Raw genomic sequence first — 20,248 nt, 5'->3', positions numbered from 1 at the left:
ATAAAAGAGCAAGCATGTCGTCCTTGGACGTATGCTTGCTCTCTTTTTTACTGAACGGTTACCTGTACCTTCGTCATTTTCCCTGCATATTTCACAGTAATTACAGCTTTGCCCTTGCCCTGTGCCTTAATGTTACCGTCTTTGACGGTCGCAACAATAATTCTGGACGAGGACCATACAGCCGGTTTGGAAACATCCTTCTCCGACTCATCCTTATACGTGGCTGTAGCCGTAACTTTAGCCAGCTGTCCTGCCTTCAAATTCAAAGCAACTTCGTCTGTTTGCAGGTATTTAAGCGTATCAACATCCACGGGTATACTAATTACCTTCCCGCCAAACTTCGCCTGAATGTTAGTTTTACCGTAGCTAACCGCGGTAACCTGACCCTTTTTAACAGTGGCTACCTTATAATTAGACGTTTTCCATTCAGCTTGGGTCGTAACGTCCTTTTCTTTACCATCACTCGATTTAACCACAATCGCGATGGTTTTTTGATCTCCAGATTTGAGTGACAACGCAATTGCATCAGCTTCAATCTTTTGCGCTACGTCCACTTCTACCGTAAACGTAATGTTTTGCTTGCCATATGAAGCAGTCACAGTTGCCTTACCACTACCATTTGCTTTGATCAAACCCTCGCTAACTTCAACTACCTTTACATTGCTAGTAGTCCAGGTGGCGTCCTTGGTTACGTCTGTTTTTGTACCGCCACTCTTAACTCCTGTTACTTTCAGCTGTTTCGTTTCCTGAGCACCAAGCGCAATTACACGCGAGTCTGTTTCCAGACGGTCTACAAGGCCTACTTGTACGTTAATCGTCAGTTTTTTGCCATTATAGGTCGCTGTAATAACCGCTTTACCAGCAGATTTACCCGTAATCGTTCCTTTGGACACAGAGGCAATATCTTCCGCGCTTGAAGCCCATTCTGCATCCTGTGTTACATCTTCCTTACGCCCATCCGCATAAGTAGCCGTCAAAGTTGCAGTATAGTCCTCATTAATATCAATTGTTGCCGTTTTGGAGGACAGAGACAGATCACCGGGCACATTTACGGATACCGTAGCTGTAGCTGTTTTGCCGCCATAAGAAGCGGTGATGGTAGCCTCACCTGTTTTATAACCCGTGACTTCTCCCGCACTGACAAAAGCGATATCTTCATTGCTGGACTTCCACTCTGCCTTACTTGTGATATCTTCTTCCGTACCTGTTACGTACGTTGCGGTCAGCTTGAGCTTTTTGGATTCCTTGGCATTCAAGCTCAGCTTGTCCTCGCTCAAATCCAGAAATCTAGAGGTTTCGACATCTGTCTTGATCGAAACGGTCTTATCTCCATACTTAGCGGTCACCGTAGCCGAACCCGCTCCAATGGCCATAATCGTTCCCTTATTCACAGTCGCAATTTTTTCATCGCTTGATGTCCAAGTAGCTTTATCTGTGATATCCGTTACCGTCCCATCCGGATAAACGGCAGAAACTTGTATTTTTTTAGATTCATCCAGACGGAGAAAAATATTGGATTCGCTGGCTTTCAGTTTGTTCGTTTGATCAACATCTACCGAAATCGTAGCGGACATCGTACCATATTTACCTGTAATTGTCGCCTTTCCTGCGCTGTAACCGGTAATGGTGCCTTTCAGTACATCCGCCACGGCTGCATTGCTGGAGCTCCACTCGGCGGACTCTGTCACGTCCTGTACCGATCCATCCGGGAACGTCGCTGAAAGTTTAACCTTCTCAGTATCCTTCAGCAAAAGAGAAACCTCTGATGAACTGACATCGAGACGTTTAACCTGCTCCACCTGCACAGCAATGGTTACGGTCTGTTGACCATATACGGCCTTAATATTGGCTGTACCTGCTCCCTGAGCGGTAACCAATCCGTTAACTACAGTTGCAACCTTTTGATTATCCGAGGTCCAAGTAGCATCACCCGAAACCTGAGCTGTTGTATTATCACTGTAAGTCGCTGTCAGATCGATCTGCCCTGTGCCGTTTGAACGCAAGCTCAGGCTTTGTACACTGGATGTCAGCGCCTTAACCTTTTTCGTTACATGTACCTGAACCGATTGTACCTTCTCTTTATAGGTCGCTACCACGGTCGCTTCCCCTTCGGCTTTGGCTGAAACTGTACCGTTATACACCGTAGCGATAGCTGTATTATCACTTTTCCAATCGGTGCTTACGGTTACATTCGAGGTTGTCCCATCGCTAAAAACGGCCGTAGCCGTCAATGCAGCTGTATCCCCCTGTTGCAAAGTTACCTCGTTAGACGAAAGGACAATCTTGGAAAGCACTGCTTCTGCTGCAGATGCAAACCCTGCATATGATGTAAAACTTGAAATCAGGATGACCAACGCCAGAAAACCGGACCATCTATTCTTCAAAATCTAATTCCCTCCCATTTTAAAGCTAAAAATTAAGGATTTCGTAAAATCCCTACACCTACGTTTTATGTCGTCATATGGAAAAGAATAGTTTAGGCTTCGAAGGAAATTTGGTCCTTATTAACTAGATCATTTCTGATAAAGATTAGACATTACAATTTGTGCAGCTTCAGAGCCATAATGAAGAGTTTCCACAACAGATCCACAACAGATCCACAACCTCGCATTTACAAACAGCTATAAGCTGCTGCACGAACTCTTAAATGATGGTATTCTTCCATATTAGGAGCCAGTTGGTGCATATAAACGACGGAGAATTGTTCACTTGGATCTATAGAAACCCAAGTGCCCGCTGCTCCCGTCCAGCCAAATTCTCCAATAGAACTGTTTGCATGCCCAGCCGCTTTATCAATTAACGTGCGCACGCCCAGTCCGTAACCATAACCTGTATGATAAGAATTAGTAAAATCCAATAATTGATCTGTATTCAGATGATTGGTGCGCATTAAATCAATGGTTTTTCTCCCTAATAGCCTCACACCATCTACCATACCTCCATTCGACAGCATTTGTGAAAATGTAAGGTACTCCCTAACTGTCGAATACAGACCTGCGCCTCCACTTTCATATATAGCATCTGGCTGATGATATTCATCCAAGAAACCCTCTATTTTCTCAAGTTTTCCGGTGTCTATCCGTTGATACATGGAAGCCATCCGCGATTTAATATCTCCACGATAACGGTAACCTGTATTGTTCATACCAAGCGGATCGAATATTTCATCCTTTAAAAATTGTCCTAATGATTTACCTGAAACCACTTCAATAAGACCTGCAACAAGGTCATGTCCATATCCGTATAGCCAGCGTGTTCCCGGCTCAAACGCAAGTGGAACTTCAGAAAGCGCTTTAATTTCTGTGCGCAGGTCATACTTCCCCTGCTTTTCCTTTAACGTTGTAAGGACCTTTTGCATCGCCCGTCCTGTCTCTGAAGACTCGGAAGCGTAAGGAAGACCCATACTCATATTGAATATATGCTTAATTAAAATGGGATTCTCCACCTTATCCACGTAGGTGTATCCGTTAGGAGCGGTTTTGAATACATGCGCATTACGAAATTCGGGAAGATATTCATACAAAGGCTCATTCAACAAAAATTGCCCACGTTCGTACAGCATAAGTGCAGCCGCACAGACAACAACCTTTGTCATGGAAAACAAGCGATACACTGTATCCTCAGTGATTGGTTTTCGGGCTTCCAGATCAGCATATCCATGATACCCTTCATACAACACTTTGCCATTCTGGGCAATAGCACAACCGCAACCTGCCGGCCCATTTGCTACGAAATATTTCAATAGCTGATCTACCTTGTCAAAACGTGACATATTCATCCCTCCTATTTTTCCTTCAAAAGAAACAGGCTTCCCCTCGCGCTCTAATTTCCTGTTCCAACAAGCTCAGCACGATCCCTTGTAAGCGCTTATTCCCTACATTTATTTTAACGGTAAACTTGGTAAATACATAGATTATTTGTCATAATCAGATGGCATTACATTAACAGCTCAGCCACCGTTTCCTTCCAGCGATGGATCACCGATTCCTGTTCCTTGAGACGAACCGTGACACCTGTCAAAATATCCGCATATTGAGCCGAATCCTCTCTGGCTGCAAAAACATGAGCCGCAAATCGCTCACGTACGTGCTTGGCTCCGGGCAAAGCAGGCAGATGTTCCAGCGACAACCGCACATAATGCGCCTTCCCCCCGGTGAACACCGCAAGCGTCGCCTTCCCAGTACGGATCATGTTGCCCGTCGTGGTCGTACCCGGCCATAGTGCCAGACGCAGATTCCCCGCGTCCAGCGCTACAACCTCGCCCACACTAATCATCGCTATGTGCGGCCACTGATCTTCCGTGACCGTCAGCAGCATCATTGCTTCATGCTGCTTGTCCTCCAGTCCCTTACCGTCCAGTAGCGTGAACAGTTCCTTACCAATCCTTGGTGTCTGCATGAAGTATAATCCCCTTTACTTTTGGCCTATAACTTCAAAGTACCATAATTTACGGCTACTTACGAACGACCCTATATCCGCTCTGGAATAGGAGGAACATGAGCAGCATTCGGAATTTCTTGGGGGTTTACCTTGAACGCCGATTTATACTTTGCTGGATCAGTAATGCTATCCGGTTCTGAGGTTCGCCATGTGAACAGGCATACAGGGCACAACAAAACCTCCCAGGCGCCTTTAACTGGCGAGCGGGTAACAACCTCCGAACGATTAGATTCACAACGGGGACAAATATGCATCTGTCAGCACTCCTTTAATCTTTCTTTGTTTTTAAACATATTTAGCGAAGCATTTGGCTCAACTTTTTCTCCCATTCCGCTACACCCAGCGGGGAATCGAGTGACTGCGAGTAATGGCCTCTAATATCCGGTGCTACAGGTGTCGTCGCATCCAGTATCATTTTGTGAGTCATACCTGCCGGATCAGAGCCGGGGTCAAGCGGTAAAATAGACAAGCCAGGAACAATGACAGCATCATGCTTTGGATGAAGCTTGGTGGATAAAGCCCACATGACCTGCGGCAGATTGAACGGATCGACCCCCTCGTCCACCACAATCACCAGCTTGCAATACCCCAATCCATGCGGAGTCGTTAACGCACGCATTCCCACAGCCTTCGCAAAGCCGCCATATCGGGTTTTCGTGGAAATAATAGCGACCAGCCCATGCGTATACATGGCATTAACAGCTACGATTTCATTAGGAAAAGCATCCTTAAGCTGCTGAAACAACGGTACACTTGTATTCACACCGATCATATAATCCGTTTCTGTCCAAGGCATCCCGATGTACAGATGCTCAAAGATAGGCTGTTTGCGGTGATATACACGATTAATCTGAATGACTGGCATCGCGCGACCGCCGGAATAGTGACCTGTGAATTCACCGAATGGACCTTCATACTCACGTTCACCTGCTAACACTTCGCCTTCCAAAATGACCTCGGCTCCCCAAGGCAGATCCAGATCTGCATCCTTCGCTTTGACCACACGATAAGGCTCGCCCTGAATGGCCCCCGCCATCTCATATTCGGATTGATCGTACAGCAGCGGCGTAGAAGCAGCCGTTGTAATCACAGGCTCACATCCGAGGGCAATAGCCACCTTCAGATTTTCGCCACGCTCCTCAGCCTGACGGATATGGATCGCAATATCATGCTGTGGTACAGGCTGGATGCCCAAACGGTTCTTGCCTTTCACCTGCATCCGGTATAAGCCGACATTTTGCTTACCGTAGGTGTCCGGGTCATCCAGATCGCGTGAAATTAGAATTGCTTTATCCAGATAAAACCCTCCGTCCCCCTGATTCAAACGAAACAACGGCAAAATATCAAACAAATTAATATTCTCCGTAATCTCGACTTCATGAAAAGGAGCGGCTTCTTCCCGCTTCACGGGCACCGGAAATTGTTCATAGCGTCTGGCAAATTCAAAAAACTGCTCCTTGAGTGGCGTGTTTTTTGGCATTCCCATCATGAGGGCATGATTGGGCCAGGAGCCCATCACATTCATTGCAATACGAGCATCCGTATATCCATAGATGTTGTTGAAAAAGAGAGCAGGCGTCTTATCTCCAAGATTGTTTAATGCTCTGTTAGCTGCTGCAAGGTCCGGCTCCGGCTTTACCTCATCGCTGATCGTGAGTAATTGTCCCTCCTTTTCCAAGGTGTGTAGAAAATCGCGAAAGTCTTTATAAGCCATCATTCATTCTCCTTCGTCTTTCGATTTCTCAATTCTGGTGCAGTCTGGAGTCAGTCTGCTTCATTCCATCCCAACGTTTGGCTGCAGTTGTGACAATACCGAACTGATCCAATGCGCGAAAAACAATATGATCCACTAATTCCTCGATACTTGCAGGATGATTATAAAAGGCAGGCATCGGTGGCAGGATCATCACACCCATACGTGACAGCTCCAGCATATTTTCCAGATGGATACTGCTTAATGGTGTTTCCCTGGTCATGAGCAGCAGCTTCTTTCGCTCCTTCAGTATCACATCCGCTGATCGGGTAAGCAGGTTGTCCGCCATACCGATACGAATAGAGGCAAGAGTCTTCATACTGCAAGGAGCGACGACCATACCATCTACCCGGAAGGAGCCGCTGGAAATACGCGCGGCCTGATCCTTATACGAGTAGACTGCATCCGCCATTGCCTCCACTTCCTTCACCGTGTAGCCTGTCTCATAGGGAATGTTGGCAATAGCCCACGGGGATAGCACCAGATGGCTTTGGACTCCAGCCTCCCGTAATTGTTGCAATATACGGATACCAAAGATTGACCCTGTCGCTCCCGATATTCCTACAATGATTTTCTTCATATGTCCCCTCCTTCCATCCCATCGTTTTATGTTCACCCATGCATTACTGTCAAAAATTATACGCCCGTTCCCTGCACACGAAAAATATATATAATATATGTAATGCATACTTTAAAAGTATTCAAATAGAAACGTTGTTTAGAAATGAGGAGGAATCCCCAATGGACTTGAAGCATCTGCATTACTTTTGCGTCATCGTGGAGGAAGGGCAAATCACCAAGGCCGCCAGAACGCTCAACATGGCCCAGCCTCCACTGAGTCAACAACTCAAAAATATGGAGGACGAGCTTGGTGTAAAGCTGATTTACCGTGAAGGAAAGAAGTGGGAAGTTACCGAGGCCGGATATACACTGTATACACGCGCCAAACGATTATTGGCTGAAATGGAGGACACCTGTAGAGAAATTGGGGAGTTTGAAAACAAAGTAACCGGCACACTTGCCATAGGCACGTCATCCGCCTGTATGTCTCTGATTACTGAACAACTCAGCCGCTTTCATCAGGTTTATCCAGAGGTATACGTTAAAATAGGACACGGAGACACACATCATCTGGAAGAGCTGCTGCATCAGAATAAAGTCGATCTGGCCCTGCTGCTGCTTCCGGTAGACGACAAATCGTACCATACGATTGAACTGGAGGGCGTTTCTTTTGTTGCGGTTCTTCCGTGTGAATGGGCAGATCGCCATCCCAGTGGGGAAATTACATTACAGGAAGCTGCCAGCTATGACCTCTTGTTGGGACGCCGAACAGAAGGACACGGACTATACGAAACCGTCATCCGCAAATTTCAGGAACACCATCTTATTCCGCGCGTCGTATTGGACTGTCCAGAAATATCGACCATTCTCTCGCTCGTTTCCACAGGCATGGGAATTACCATTATTCCAGACGCTGGCTTGGGACAAGAATACGGGGACAGATTTCGCACACTCTCCATTAAGGAGCCATTCCCCTTCACACAGCCTGCCGTCGTATGGCGCAAGGATCGTTATTTATCCAATGCAGCTCGCAAATTTGTTGAACTGCTACAAGCTGGAGACACGAAAAAGACTGTTCCCGAGTAGATGCTCTACCGCTCTACTCCTGAAACAGTCTGATGCTTGAAGAACTTCCTTCATTCGGCCGTTGATACCGTCTTATTTGACTCCCTGATGTCTATACTCGGTTGGAGTCATTCCACATTTCCGCCGGAATACCTGTGTAAAATGCCTCATATCCTGATAACCGATCCGCTCTGAAATATCAGCCAGCCGCAGATGAGGATCACTGAGCAGCCGCTTCGCCTCCTCCATACGCAAGGAAATGACGTAATCCTTATAGCCTTGTCCCGTCTTTTGCTTAAATAACTGGCTAAAATACACCGGATTCAAAAATACGATTGAAGCCACCTTCTCCAGCGACAGCTCCTCTGTAAAGTGAGCCCGAATGTATTGCAATGCCACATCTACCGTATGCATGCCTTTGCGGAGACATTCTCCTGTATCCGCTGCTGCGGCTGCAATCTCCTCCGGTGTACGTCTTAATCGCGCCACCTCTTCAGGTATGGAGGCAAAATTGTGATGAACACCCGAACGTGTAATTTGTAGGGGCACCTTCACATAACGCTTCAGATGGGATTCGAGCAACGTCTCTAGCCGTGCGGCCTCTGCCTCATCCCTTAGCCTTGCAATGCCCAGGAGACTATGGCGGTCTAGACTGACGACAAAGCCGCTGCCTCCTGCCTCAATGAGCTCGGACAGTACATTTTCAATCATAAAATGCTCCAGATGCGTCTGCTTGTGATCAGGTTCCATGCGAACCATGAAGAGATGGAATTCCGGATAATTTTCGACAAAAGGCTGTATATCCAGCTTGCCCGTGTCCAGTCCAAGGGCATAGCGTTGGAAAACGGCTTCACGCAAATAAACCATATTGGATTTGAGAAGCCTACCCTCGTTCGCCTGCTGCGAGGCCACAAGCGCTTCGGCTGCCAGTATTTCAATGCATTCCAGCAGCTTTCTTTTACCAATCGGCTTTAACAGGTAGTCTTTGGCACCCAGCTTTACTGCTCTTTGTGCATAATGGAAGTCGGAATGGGCCGAAATGACAACCCACTGCAGATGAGGATGCTTTCGCTTAGAAATACGCATGAATTCCAGACCATCCATACCGGGCATCAGGATATCAGTTAATACAATATCTACAGGATGCTCCGCCAGAATGCCTGCTGCCTCCTCGGTGGAAGCAGCGAGATGAATGCCGCAGGTTGGTAGAGCTTGGCCAATGGTACGCCGAATTCCCTGCCGAATCATATTTTCATCGTCAGCTATCAGAATATTCATGTTTCTCCTCCTTCTGTGGCAGAGGCACACTTACAGTGACTGTTGTTCCGGCCCCAGGTACGCTAGAGATCCGTAGGCCGTACTCTTCTCCGAACATGTGCCGTAGCCGTAAATTTAGGTTTTGCAGGCCGATGCCTCCCGCCTGCCCGCTGCCCGCCTGTTTGCCGGGTTCTGCCAAAGCGACCTGGATCACCTCCCATCGTTCGTACTTCATCCCTGCACCGTTGTCGATGATGTGCAGGCTCAATACACCGCCATATTCTTCCGCTCTGACGAGCAGCTTGCCACCTGTATCCGCATGAAGAGGCTCCAGTCCGTGCTTCACCGCATTTTCAATCAATGGCTGTAAGGTCATTTTCGGCAAGCGGATATCCATCCATCGTTCTTCAATATTGATGTCTACGGATACCCTGCCCTCCAGCCGGGCTTGGATAATGGTAAGATAGTGGCCAACCTGCTCCACTTCTTCACGAAGGCTTACATCGGCCCCTTCTTCCCAATGGCTGCTGTAACGGAACATATGGGATAAGGAGAGGACCACCTCTCCGAGCTGATCCTGTCCCTTTTCGTCCAGCATCCAATAGATCATATCCAGCGTATTATATAGAAAATGTGGATTGACCTGCGTCTGTAGCGCGTGCAGCTCCGCATTTTTTTCGCTGACTGATGATATACGTACCAGCTCAATCAGCTCTGCAATCCGTCTTACCATATGGTTAAAAGAGGTAGCTAGCTGATTGATTTCTTCATAAGATTTAGTGTTTACCGTATGACGGAAATTTCCTGTCTCTACCCGCTTCATTTCCCGAATGACTCGCTTGAGCGGAAGGGAAATGCCCCTGGAGACGATAGATGCAATTAACGCCGACACAATAATAAGTATAGGTGCCACGATAAATAAGTACCTTTGATTTTGCACCAGCTCCACGTTCAGATCCTCACTAGGTGTCACACTAATCACAGACCAGTCGGCAAACGGCAACTTGGAAGCGATTACAACTCTTTCATTACTTCGATTTACAATAACATCCTCCTCCGGTACCTGCTGCTCTAGATTTTGCAAATCCGGTGGCGGATCAGAGGAAGTAGCCGACACAATTCGGTTTTCATGACCCAACAAATATACCTGACTATTGGTGCCTAACCGCAAATTGTGGAGAGCGGACAAAACAGAACGCGGCTCAGCCTCAAACAGGACAATACCAATCGGCTTGTGTTCATCCAGATCATAGAGCTGCCGTCCAAACGCAAACACGGGTCTGGTTTCCACCTGATCAATGACAGAGTGAGGATACACGCCCAGCCATGCAATTTTACCCGCCGACTTTCGAATTTCCTTATACCATTCCGTATGTTCGTAATGAGTATCAATGACATTCATATAATTGCCATAGTTATATACCTTGCCTGTGTCTGTGATGACATGGATGCCAATCAGATCCTCACGCGAATAATAGATAGCGCCCAGAATATTCGTAATCGTACGTTCGTTGATGTAATTGACAGCAGGTAAATCACTACTATCCGTCGTCAACAGACGAACCAAATCCATGTTGTTGCTGATCGATTTGGAGAGACTGTTATAGCTGCCGAGTAGCAATTCGAACAGGCCTGCCGTCTGGGATACATTTTTACGCGCTAGCTCGCTGACCTTATCATGGAACTGCACCGTAGTACGGTTGTAAAATAATAGACTGACCGCCAGCACAATGCCGGACATGCTCAATAGGAACAGAACAAACAAGCGGTATTGAATGGATTGAAAACGGCGCATCATACCTCCGTGCGCTCCTTTCGCATCGGCCACCTATCCTTTAACCGCTCCCGCAACCATGCCCTTGGTGATATTTTCGGACAGAACAAAATAAATAATAATGACCGGTAAGGCACCCATGACTAGAAAAGCACCAATATTACCGTAGTTCACAGAATACTGGCTGACGAACGTATATACGCCGAAAGGGAGAGTTTTGAGCTTCTCGGACGAGATAAAGGTGGCAGCCATAATGTATTCATTCCAGATGTTAATGAAAGTTAAAATACATACCGTCATGATAGGCGGAATCGAGATGGGTAAGATTACACTGCGGAAAATACGATAAATGCTCGCTCCGTCAATGTAAGCGGATTCTTCAATTTCGTGGGGAATGGACCGCATAAAGCCGGATAGGATGAAGACCGCAATCGGTGTCTGAAAAGCAATGTAGGGTAAAATCAGTGAGAAATACGTATTCAGAATATGGACGTTTTTAAACATCACCATCAGCGGCAGCAGTGTAGCTTGCATCGGGATCATCATCCCGATCAGAAACAAAGTCAGCACAACAGCCCCGAAGCGCCAACGAAAACGTGTAATCGCATAAGCAGTCATCGAGCTTAATAAAATGACGAAAATCATCGTAACCCCGGTCACCAGTACACTGTTTCCTAAATAACGCAAGTAGCTCCCTGATTCATAGGCTTCCTGATAGTTGTGCCACTGGGGCACTTGAGGGAGTGCAAAGAAGCTTGAGCTCAATATCTCTTCATTCGTCTTCAACGAATAGGTCAGCAGCCAAAAGAGTGGATACAGCTGCGTGACAATTAAGATTGCCAATAAGGAAAAGACTCCCGTTTTTTTCAAGGCATTCAACAGTTCCATCTCCTTTAGCTTACCTTATTTTCGATTCGTTTGAAAACAAAATTTATCACAATTGTAAATGACAAGCAAATCACTACGAGAATTGAAGCCAATGCGCTGCCGTATCCGTATTTCATCGATAAAAAGGACATATTGTACATATACGTGGATACTGTATCCGTCGCATGGGCTGGTCCTCCCCCCGTCATCACCCAGATCAAATCAAACGATTGCAGGGAGCCGATAAATGCTAATACAATTGATATCTTGAAAATAGGTACAATGAGCGGCAGCGTAATATAGCGGTCTGCTTTGAATCCTTCAGCTCCATCAATTTTGGCTGCTTCGTACAGCTCATTCGGTATATTTTGTACCCCGGTAAACTGGATAAGCAAATGATAGCCAAAATACTGCCACAACGATACAAAATAGAGGGCGTACATCGCTATCTGCGGTTCCGTCAGCCATGAGCGTGTCCAGCTTTCCAGCCCAATCGCCAGCAAAATACCGTTCAGCATTCCACCCATCGAAGCCGGATTATAGATCGTCTTCCACAGCTGCCCGATAATGACCACCGACAGAATAACCGGCAGAAAATATATCGTAACCAGCGTATTGGCCTTACGCACATAGCGATTAAGCAAGATTGCCAGCAACAGACAGAATGGAATCTCCAGCATGGAAAACACAGCAAACATCATAGTCCGTTTCACGGACGGCCAGAACACTGAATCTGCTGTAAAAATCCGCTCAAAATTAGCCAGCCCCACGAACTTTGCCTCGGCAATTCCGTTCCAATCCAGCAATCCGCAATACACCGACACCAGAATCGGAACAAATACCATACAGGTATACAACAACAGGCAGGGTAGCACGAAAACGGCAATGGTACGTGCTGGCACCTTCAGTACATTCATGTTCTAATCTCCTTTGTGTTGATTCTGAACATCTTCTGAGGATGCACAACCTACATGATTTCCAATCAGGGAAGAAGCATTCTGCCCCCTCCCTAGTGCCTGCTACTTCAGGATTTGCAAAATTCGATTTCAGTCGCTCCAAAGTGTAATATCTAGACGAACCAGACCATTTCGATCTATATATTGTTCATTGGGAGTCGCTTATTGGATTTTTGCAAAATCCTCACTTATTTATTCGCCTCAAAAGTGTTCTGATGTTCCTTGGCAACTTGTGCAGGGTCTTCTTTTTGCACGAACAGATTTTGAATGCTACTCAGATGCGCCTGCGCAATAGCCGGATTCATCGTATTATCAAAAGCGAGATCGCCCCCTTTTACATTCTTGAACAGCTCATTAAGACTAATCGCTAACTCGGAGTAGCCCGCTTCCTTCAGATCACCTTTCATTTTCTGACCGCTGCCAATCGCATTTTTCAGATCAAACTGAATTTTGGGCATCTCCTTAATAAAATAGTGCAGAAAATCCTTCGTTTCCTGTAAATGTTCACTGTTCGCAGATACCGCAAATGCGCTGCCCGGCGCAATTACATACTCATTCACATCACCCTTGCCATTCACCGTAGGGAATTGAAACGCTCCTACCTTACCCGCTACCGAAGAAGCATCAATTGACCCCGTTTCCCATGTACCCATAATATACATCGCGGCTTTTCCTGTTTTAAAAATATTACCGCCTGCATTGTAGTCAATAGATGTAGCTCCATCTGGGAAAGCTCCTGCCTGCACCAATTCCTGAAATGCATCCACCGCTTCCACAAAAGCCGGGTCGTTAAACGTCTTTTTGCCGTCCAGTACATCATTGAGAAAATTCGGCCCTTCATTCGTACGCAACAAAATATTCATAAAAAGGAGGGACCCCGTCCATGAATCCTTTTCCCCAATGGCAATCGGAGTAATCCCCTTCGCCTTCAGCGTTTTGACCGTCGTAATCAGCTCGTCAAAGGTGGTCGGCAACTTCTGGATTCCCGCCTGCTTGAACAGTTCCTTATTGTAAAACACCACTTCTATATTGTTACCGTCCGGAAAAGCATAGAGCTTATCGTCGAAACTATAGTAATTAAGAAGTCCATTCTGAAACGTATCTTTTAATCCCTCTTTATCAGCCACATCGTTTAATGGAGCCAGCAGCCCGGCATCTACGAATGGCTTCATCTGTGCAGCCGGGTTTACAATCGTGATATCAGGTACTTCCTTCGCCGCTGCCTGTGTCTTCAGCTTAAGCTTTTGTTGATCTGTATTTAGCGAATCCAATTCAATTTTTACATGAGGATGATCCTGCTCGTATTGACCTACAATTTGCTTAATCATTTTGTACGAAGGGGTGCTCGGATCAGGATTAATGTTCTGAAAGGTAATCGTAACATCTTTCGTTGCGGTGCCTCTGCTCGTTTCTCCTGAATTTCCCGGACTTGCGCTTTGTCCGTTATTACAAGCTGCCAGCGTCAATGCCAAGGCGCTCACCATCACAATGGCAAACGCTTTCATTTTTGTTCTGCTCATGGTCTTTTTCCTCCTCTTGTTGAAGCATTGCGCAATTTGCCCTCCTAATTGGTGGACACTCATTGCCCGCTTGTTCTTTTCATTATGTTCCATAGAAAAGACGTGAACAATGCGTGAACTTAAGGAGAAGGGTTTGTTTTTTCAAGCCCTCATTTGCGTGCTTCAAAATTCATTCATATCATAACTTGCAATTTATCTAGAACACAGGCATAATATGAATAAGATCATCGTTTGATAATGATTATCATTATTAAACGATGAATACACATAGACTTTAAAAGGAGGCAGGACCGCAGTGAAAGAAGCTTTTAGTAAAACCTCCCTGCATATTGATGATTATTTGGATCTTCTCAATCTTGCCGTACAGGTCGGAGATACCAAGTGGCAAAAAGAAATTACCCGTAAACTTCAAGCCTTGAGTGTCCTTCAGACAGAACAGGTTGAAATAGATTAACTTCCCCAGTTAATACTGTCCTCAGTTAAAAATGCTGACTAGGCACCACTATACAAAGGACAACCAGGATACCGTAAAACTTTTGACCGAATCCACGATAATGATCTTTCATGTGAATGATAAATGAATCGGTTATAGGAAAAAGAGCACAGCCCGTTAAGGCTGTGCTCTTTTATCGTGCTTGGCGACGTCCTACTCTCCCAGGACCCTGCGGTCCAAGTACCATCGGCGCTGGAGGGCTTAACGGTCGTGTTCGGGATGGGTACGTGTGGAACCCCTCCGCTATCGCCACCAAACATGAATTTACATCGTAAATTCTTTTTCAGGAATCAGCATCGCCAAATGCTGTGTGTTCGCTTGTTTCATATAAGCTACTTGAGCTTATACAATACAAAACTTACACCCTGAAAACTGGATCCGAAACTTATTTGCGTTTTATTCTTTAGGATAAGCCCTCGACCGATTAGTATTGGTCAGCTCCATGCATTACTGCACTTCCACCCCCAACCTATCTACCTCGTCGTCTTCAAGGGGTCTTACTAATTGGGAAATCTCATCTTGAGGGGGGCTTCACGCTTAGATGCTTTCAGCGCTTATCCCTTCCGTACATAGCTACCCAGCGGTGCTCCTGGCGGAACAACTGGTACACCAGCGGTACGTCCATCCCGGTCCTCTCGTACTAAGGACAGCTCCTCTCAAATTTCCTACGCCCACGACAGATAGGGACCGAACTGTCTCACGACGTTCTGAACCCAGCTCGCGTACCGCTTTAATGGGCGAACAGCCCAACCCTTGGGACCTACTTCAGCCCCAGGATGCGATGAGCCGACATCGAGGTGCCAAACCTCCCCGTCGATGTGGACTCTTGGGGGAGATAAGCCTGTTATCCCCAGGGTAGCTTTTATCCGTTGAGCGATGGCCCTTCCATGCGGTACCACCGGATCACTAAGCCCGACTTTCGTCCCTGCTCGACTTGTAGGTCTCGCAGTCAAGCTCCCTTCTGCCTTTGCACTCTTCGAATGATTTCCAACCATTCTGAGGGAACCTTGGGGCGCCTCCGTTACTCTTTAGGAGGCGACCGCCCCAGTCAAACTGCCCACCTGACACTGTCCTCGCACCGGTTTACGGTACCAAGTTAGAACCTAGATACGATCAGGGTGGTATCCCAAGGATGCCTCCCTTCAAGCTGGCGCTCAAAGTTCTACGGCTCCCACCTATCCTGTACAGATCGTACCCAAATTCAATATCAAGCTGCAGTAAAGCTCCATGGGGTCTTTCCGTCTTGTCGCGGGTAACCTGCATCTTCACAGGTATTAAAATTTCACCGGATCTCTCGTTGAGACAGCGCCCAAGTCGTTACGCCATTCGTGCGGGTCAGAATTTACCTGACAAGGAATTTCGCTACCTTAGGACCGTTATAGTTACGGCCGCCGTTTACTGGGGCTTCGGTTCATAGCTTCGCCCGAAGGCTTACCACTCCCCTTAACCTTCCAGCACCGGGCAGGCGTCAGCCCGTATACTTCGCCTTGCGGCTTCGCACAGACCTGTGTTTTTGCTAAACAGTCGCTTGGGCCTTTTCACTGCGGCCCCCTCGGGCTATTCACCCTACCGAGGCACCCCTTCTCCCGAAGTTACGGGGTCATTTTGCCGAGTTCCTTAACGAGAGTTCTTCCGCGCGCCTTAGAATTCTCTTCTCGCCTACCTGTGTCGGTTTGCGGTACGGGCACCTTCTCCTGGCTAGAGGCTTTTCTTGGCAGTCTGAGATCATGACCTTCGCTACTATAATTTTCGCTCCCCATCACAGCCCAGCCTTACGATGTGCGGATTTGCCTACACACCAGCCTCACTGCTTAGACGGACATCCATCAGTCCGCGTCACTACCCTACTGCGTCACCCCATCGCTCATAACGGATTACGGTGGTACAGGAATTTCGACCTGTTGTCCTTCGACTACGCCTATCGGCCTCGCCTTAGGTCCCGACTTACCCTGAGCGGACGAACCTTCCTCAGGAACCCTTAGGCTTTCGGCGGATCTGATTCTCACAGATCTTTTCGTTACTCATACCGGCATTCTCACTTGAATGCAGTCCAGCGCTCCTTACGGTACACCTTCAACCCACATTCAACGCTCCCCTACCCCTGATGCAAAGCATCAAGCCATAGCTTCGGTGGTGTGTTTAGCCCCGTTACATTTTCGGCGCAGAGTCACTCGACCAGTGAGCTATTACGCACTCTTTCAATGGTGGCTGCTTCTAAGCCAACATCCTGGTTGTCTGTGCAACTCCACATCCTTTCCCACTTAACACACACTTGGGGACCTTAGCTGATGGTCTGGGCTGTTTCCCTTTCGACAATGGATCTTAGCACTCACTGTCTGACTCCCGGAACTAAATCTATGGCATTCGGAGTTTGACTGAGCTTGGTAACCCTTGCGGGCCCCGCACCCAATCAGTGCTCTACCTCCACGATTCTATTTCCGAGGCTAGCCCTAAAGCTATTTCGGGGAGAACCAGCTATCTCCGGGTTCGATTGGAATTTCTCCGCTACCCCCACCTCATCCCCGCATTTTTCAACATGCGTGGGTTCGGGCCTCCAGTGCGTGTTACCGCACCTTCACCCTGGACAGGGGTAGATCACCCGGTTTCGGGTCTACGTCCACGTACTCATTCGCCCTATTCAGACTCGCTTTCGCTGCGGCTTCAGCTCTTCACCTTAACCTTGCACGGGAACGTAACTCGCCGGTTCATTCTACAAAAGGCACGCCATCACCCATAGATCGGGCTCTGACTTCTTGTAAGCACACGGTTTCAGGATCTATTTCACTCCCCTTCCGGGGTGCTTTTCACCTTTCCCTCACGGTACTGCTTCACTATCGGTCGCCAGGGAGTATTTAGCCTTGGCAGATGGTCCTGCCGGATTCATACGGGGTTTCACGTGCCCCGCACTACTCGGGATCCGTCTCGGAGAGAACAAGTTTTGAACTACAGGGCTTTTACCTTCTCTGGCGGGCCTTTCCAGACCTCTTCATCTAACCGGTTCCTTTGTAACTCCATGTGAGACGTCCCACAACCCCAAGGAGCAAGCTTCTTGGTTTGGGCTAATCCGCGTTCGCTCGCCGCTACTGACGGAATCACTATTGTTTTCTCTTCCTCAGGGTACTTAGATGTTTCAGTTCCCCTGGTCTGCCTCTATTCTGCCTATGTATTCAGCAGAAAGTGACTGTCGATGAAGACAGCCGGGTTTCCCCATTCGGACATCCCCGGATCAAAGCTTGCTTACAGCTCCCCGAGGCCTTATCGTTGTTCGCCACGTCCTTCGTCGGCTCCTGGCGCCTAGGCATCCTCCGTGTGCTCTTTGTAGCTTAACCTAGACTTTTCTTTCAAAGAAAGAAAATGTCGATGTTCGATAAAGAATGATTTTTGCCAAAGGCAAAAGATCTTTCCTTACCTGCTACCTTTATTTCACTTGTTTACACAAGATCAGCTTAAAGGAATATTCTAAAACGCAATTTCGTTTCGGTATCCAGTTTTCAAGGTGCAAAGCTGTAAACAACCAGCTTTTTCGAGAGTTTGAGCTCTCAAAACTGAGCAACGAGTGAGTAACAGGCCTAAACCTGAGTTTTGAAGCTAATGCTTCATATTTGAATGTTTCCGTTGCAGGAAACGATTCTCCATAGAAAGGAGGTGATCCAGCCGCACCTTCCGATACGGCTACCTTGTTACGACTTCACCCCAATCATCTACCCCACCTTCGGCGGCTGGCTCCCTTGCGGGTTACCCCACCGACTTCGGGTGTTGTAAACTCTCGTGGTGTGACGGGCGGTGTGTACAAGACCCGGGAACGTATTCACCGCGGCATGCTGATCCGCGATTACTAGCAATTCCGACTTCATGTAGGCGAGTTGCAGCCTACAATCCGAACTGAGACCGGCTTTTCTAGGATTGGCTCCACCTCGCGATTTCGCTTCCCGTTGTACCGGCCATTGTAGTACGTGTGTAGCCCAGGTCATAAGGGGCATGATGATTTGACGTCATCCCCACCTTCCTCCGGTTTGTCACCGGCAGTCTGCTTAGAGTGCCCAGCTTGACCTGCTGGCAACTAAGCATAAGGGTTGCGCTCGTTGCGGGACTTAACCCAACATCTCACGACACGAGCTGACGACAACCATGCACCACCTGTCTCCTCTGTCCCGAAGGAAAGGCCTATCTCTAGACCGGTCAGAGGGATGTCAAGACCTGGTAAGGTTCTTCGCGTTGCTTCGAATTAAACCACATACTCCACTGCTTGTGCGGGTCCCCGTCAATTCCTTTGAGTTTCAGTCTTGCGACCGTACTCCCCAGGCGGAATGCTTAATGTGTTAACTTCGGCACCAAGGGTATCGAAACCCCTAACACCTAGCATTCATCGTTTACGGCGTGGACTACCAGGGTATCTAATCCTGTTTGCTCCCCACGCTTTCGCGCCTCAGCGTCAGTTACAGCCCAGAGAGTCGCCTTCGCCACTGGTGTTCCTCCACATCTCTACGCATTTCACCGCTACACGTGGAATTCCACTCTCCTCTTCTGCACTCAAGCTCCCCAGTTTCCAGTGCGACCCGAAGTTGAGCCTCGGGATTAAACACCAGACTTAAAGAGCCGCCTGCGCGCGCTTTACGCCCAATAATTCCGGACAACGCTTGCCCCCTACGTATTACCGCGGCTGCTGGCACGTAGTTAGCCGGGGCTTTCTTCTCAGGTACCGTCACTCTTGTAGCAGTTACTCTACAAGACGTTCTTCCCTGGCAACAGAGCTTTACGATCCGAAAACCTTCATCACTCACGCGGCGTTGCTCCGTCAGGCTTTCGCCCATTGCGGAAGATTCCCTACTGCTGCCTCCCGTAGGAGTCTGGGCCGTGTCTCAGTCCCAGTGTGGCCGATCACCCTCTCAGGTCGGCTACGCATCGTCGCCTTGGTAGGCCTTTACCCCACCAACTAGCTAATGCGCCGCAGGCCCATCCACAAGTGACAGATTGCTCCGTCTTTCCTCCTTCTCCCATGCAGGAAAAGGATGTATCGGGTATTAGCTACCGTTTCCGGTAGTTATCCCTGTCTTGTGGGCAGGTTGCCTACGTGTTACTCACCCGTCCGCCGCTAGGTTGTTTAGAAGCAAGCTTCTAAACAACCCCGCTCGACTTGCATGTATTAGGCACGCCGCCAGCGTTCGTCCTGAGCCAGGATCAAACTCTCCATTAAAGACCAACCGAAGCTGGTTTATAGAAAGAGCGATAAGCTCATGTTGAAACTGACGAGATAAAAATATCTCTCGTTTGATTTTGCGAACAAAATCGTTTTACTCACTCGTTGTTCAGTTTTCAAAGATCAAACATTTCTCTTTCGCTGCGTTTTTCAGCAGCTATAAGATCATATCATGTTCATTTCAAAAATGCAAGGGTTATTTTTTTCTTTTTTTGAAGATCATTTCACCCAAGCTTTTCGCTTTTGAAACTGCTGTTTTGTTGTCAGCTCAAATAATATATCATTTTCAGCAAAAGAAAGCAACTTGTAAATAATCCCTTTTTCCAAACTTAAAATTCCTTCCATCTTTTAGCCAACCATTATTA

14 protein-coding genes and 3 rRNA genes are annotated in these 20,248 nt (G+C 47.5%); 2 read left to right on the top strand and 15 right to left on the bottom strand.

The features are described from left to right. Positions 1-47 precede the first annotated feature (47 nt). From T3H97_RS01975 to T3H97_RS01950, 6 genes are all read right to left on the bottom strand, one after another. A complete protein-coding gene (locus T3H97_RS01975) occupies positions 48-2,384 on the bottom strand; it encodes an Ig-like domain-containing protein (protein WP_328801529.1) in 2,337 nt (778 codons plus the stop codon). 227 nt (positions 2,385-2,611) lie between these two features. Then, positions 2,612-3,772: a serine hydrolase domain-containing protein gene (locus T3H97_RS01970; protein ID WP_328801528.1), complete on the bottom strand. Its 1,161-nt coding sequence runs from the start codon at positions 3,770-3,772 to the stop codon at positions 2,612-2,614. A gap of 164 nt (positions 3,773-3,936) precedes the next feature. After that, entirely contained in the window at positions 3,937-4,398 is a 462-nt protein-coding gene (locus T3H97_RS01965) for a pyridoxamine 5'-phosphate oxidase family protein (RefSeq protein ID WP_328801527.1), read from the bottom strand. 71 nt (positions 4,399-4,469) lie between these two features. Next, positions 4,470-4,694 carry a non-oxidative hydroxyarylic acid decarboxylases subunit D gene (locus T3H97_RS01960; protein ID WP_190298473.1) on the bottom strand — a complete coding sequence of 75 codons (225 nt, stop codon included), beginning with the start codon at positions 4,692-4,694 and terminating at the stop codon, positions 4,470-4,472. 41 nt (positions 4,695-4,735) lie between these two features. Further along, positions 4,736-6,154, bottom strand: coding sequence for a non-oxidative hydroxyarylic acid decarboxylases subunit C (locus T3H97_RS01955; protein ID WP_328802764.1), 1,419 nt, complete (start codon positions 6,152-6,154; stop codon positions 4,736-4,738). Positions 6,155-6,182: 28 nt separating this feature from the next. Continuing rightward, the gene (locus T3H97_RS01950; protein ID WP_328801526.1) at positions 6,183-6,773 is read right to left on the bottom strand and encodes a flavin prenyltransferase UbiX; all 591 of its coding nucleotides are present in this window, start codon (positions 6,771-6,773) and stop codon (positions 6,183-6,185) included. Between the two features lie 161 nt (positions 6,774-6,934). Here T3H97_RS01950 and T3H97_RS01945 point away from each other — a divergent pair, with 161 nt between their 5' ends. Next, positions 6,935-7,840, top strand: coding sequence for a LysR family transcriptional regulator (locus T3H97_RS01945; protein WP_235307012.1), 906 nt, complete (start codon positions 6,935-6,937; stop codon positions 7,838-7,840). Positions 7,841-7,912: 72 nt separating this feature from the next. On the opposite strand, the gene T3H97_RS01940 is transcribed toward T3H97_RS01945, so the two are convergent. The 5 genes from T3H97_RS01940 to T3H97_RS01920 form a co-directional block, all read right to left on the bottom strand. Beyond that, positions 7,913-9,097 carry a response regulator gene (locus T3H97_RS01940; RefSeq protein WP_328801525.1) on the bottom strand — a complete coding sequence of 395 codons (1,185 nt, stop codon included), beginning with the start codon at positions 9,095-9,097 and terminating at the stop codon, positions 7,913-7,915. Continuing rightward, positions 9,078-10,874 carry a sensor histidine kinase gene (locus tag T3H97_RS01935; protein ID WP_328801524.1) on the bottom strand — a complete coding sequence of 599 codons (1,797 nt, stop codon included), beginning with the start codon at positions 10,872-10,874 and terminating at the stop codon, positions 9,078-9,080. The genes T3H97_RS01940 and T3H97_RS01935 overlap by 20 nt, the downstream gene beginning before the upstream one ends. 30 nt (positions 10,875-10,904) lie before the next feature. Further along, positions 10,905-11,738, bottom strand: a complete 834-nt coding sequence (locus T3H97_RS01930; protein ID WP_013308419.1) for a carbohydrate ABC transporter permease — start codon at positions 11,736-11,738, stop codon at positions 10,905-10,907. A 5-nt stretch (positions 11,739-11,743) separates the two neighbouring features. Further along, positions 11,744-12,634, bottom strand: coding sequence for a carbohydrate ABC transporter permease (locus T3H97_RS01925; RefSeq protein WP_250242336.1), 891 nt, complete (start codon positions 12,632-12,634; stop codon positions 11,744-11,746). A 227-nt stretch (positions 12,635-12,861) separates the two neighbouring features. Then, complete coding sequence (locus T3H97_RS01920) at positions 12,862-14,193, bottom strand: extracellular solute-binding protein (RefSeq protein ID WP_328801523.1); 1,332 nt, start codon at positions 14,191-14,193, stop codon at positions 12,862-12,864. A 295-nt stretch (positions 14,194-14,488) separates the two neighbouring features. On the opposite strand from T3H97_RS01920, the gene T3H97_RS01915 reads away from it, so the two are divergent. After that, complete coding sequence (locus T3H97_RS01915) at positions 14,489-14,647, top strand: hypothetical protein (protein ID WP_180984517.1); 159 nt, start codon at positions 14,489-14,491, stop codon at positions 14,645-14,647. Positions 14,648-14,826: 179 nt separating this feature from the next. Here T3H97_RS01915 and rrf read toward each other — a convergent pair. The 4 genes from rrf to T3H97_RS01895 all read right to left on the bottom strand — a co-directional run bounded on the left by rrf (position 14,827) and on the right by T3H97_RS01895 (position 20,228). Further along, positions 14,827-14,943, bottom strand: a 5S ribosomal RNA gene (gene rrf, locus T3H97_RS01910). A gap of 147 nt (positions 14,944-15,090) precedes the next feature. Next, a 23S ribosomal RNA gene (locus T3H97_RS01905) occupies positions 15,091-18,015 on the bottom strand. 309 nt (positions 18,016-18,324) lie between these two features. Beyond that, positions 18,325-19,880, bottom strand: a 16S ribosomal RNA gene (locus T3H97_RS01900). Together the 16S, 23S and 5S rRNA genes form the textbook arrangement of a ribosomal RNA operon. Positions 19,881-20,102: 222 nt before the next feature. Further along, the gene (locus T3H97_RS01895; protein WP_328801522.1) at positions 20,103-20,228 is read right to left on the bottom strand and encodes a hypothetical protein; all 126 of its coding nucleotides are present in this window, start codon (positions 20,226-20,228) and stop codon (positions 20,103-20,105) included. Positions 20,229-20,248 lie beyond the last annotated feature (20 nt).

The sequence above is a fragment of the Paenibacillus sp. LX16 genome (genome assembly GCF_036252815.1).
In the GTDB taxonomy this organism is placed as follows: Bacteria; Bacillota; Bacilli; order Paenibacillales; family Paenibacillaceae; genus Paenibacillus; species Paenibacillus polymyxa_B.
Note: the sequence above shows the minus strand (reverse complement) of the source record. Positions and strands in the feature narration are given on the sequence as shown.

Excerpts from the sequence above, each read along its gene's own strand:
- T3H97_RS01945 (WP_235307012.1), top strand. The coding sequence starts at position 6,935 with ATGGACTTGAAGCATCTGCATTACTTTTGCGTCATCGTGGAGGAAGGG.
- T3H97_RS01960 (WP_190298473.1), bottom strand. The coding sequence starts at position 4,694 with ATGCATATTTGTCCCCGTTGTGAATCTAATCGTTCGGAGGTTGTTACC.
- T3H97_RS01970 (WP_328801528.1), bottom strand. The coding sequence starts at position 3,772 with ATGTCACGTTTTGACAAGGTAGATCAGCTATTGAAATATTTCGTAGCA.
- T3H97_RS01965 (WP_328801527.1), bottom strand. The coding sequence starts at position 4,398 with ATGCAGACACCAAGGATTGGTAAGGAACTGTTCACGCTACTGGACGGT.
- T3H97_RS01950 (WP_328801526.1), bottom strand. The coding sequence starts at position 6,773 with ATGAAGAAAATCATTGTAGGAATATCGGGAGCGACAGGGTCAATCTTT.
- T3H97_RS01925 (WP_250242336.1), bottom strand. The coding sequence starts at position 12,634 with ATGAATGTACTGAAGGTGCCAGCACGTACCATTGCCGTTTTCGTGCTA.
- T3H97_RS01935 (WP_328801524.1), bottom strand. The coding sequence starts at position 10,874 with ATGATGCGCCGTTTTCAATCCATTCAATACCGCTTGTTTGTTCTGTTC.
- T3H97_RS01920 (WP_328801523.1), bottom strand. The coding sequence starts at position 14,193 with ATGAGCAGAACAAAAATGAAAGCGTTTGCCATTGTGATGGTGAGCGCC.
- T3H97_RS01940 (WP_328801525.1), bottom strand. The coding sequence starts at position 9,097 with ATGAATATTCTGATAGCTGACGATGAAAATATGATTCGGCAGGGAATT.
- T3H97_RS01895 (WP_328801522.1), bottom strand. The coding sequence starts at position 20,228 with ATGGAAGGAATTTTAAGTTTGGAAAAAGGGATTATTTACAAGTTGCTT.
- T3H97_RS01955 (WP_328802764.1), bottom strand. The coding sequence starts at position 6,154 with ATGGCTTATAAAGACTTTCGCGATTTTCTACACACCTTGGAAAAGGAG.
- T3H97_RS01930 (WP_013308419.1), bottom strand. The coding sequence starts at position 11,738 with ATGGAACTGTTGAATGCCTTGAAAAAAACGGGAGTCTTTTCCTTATTG.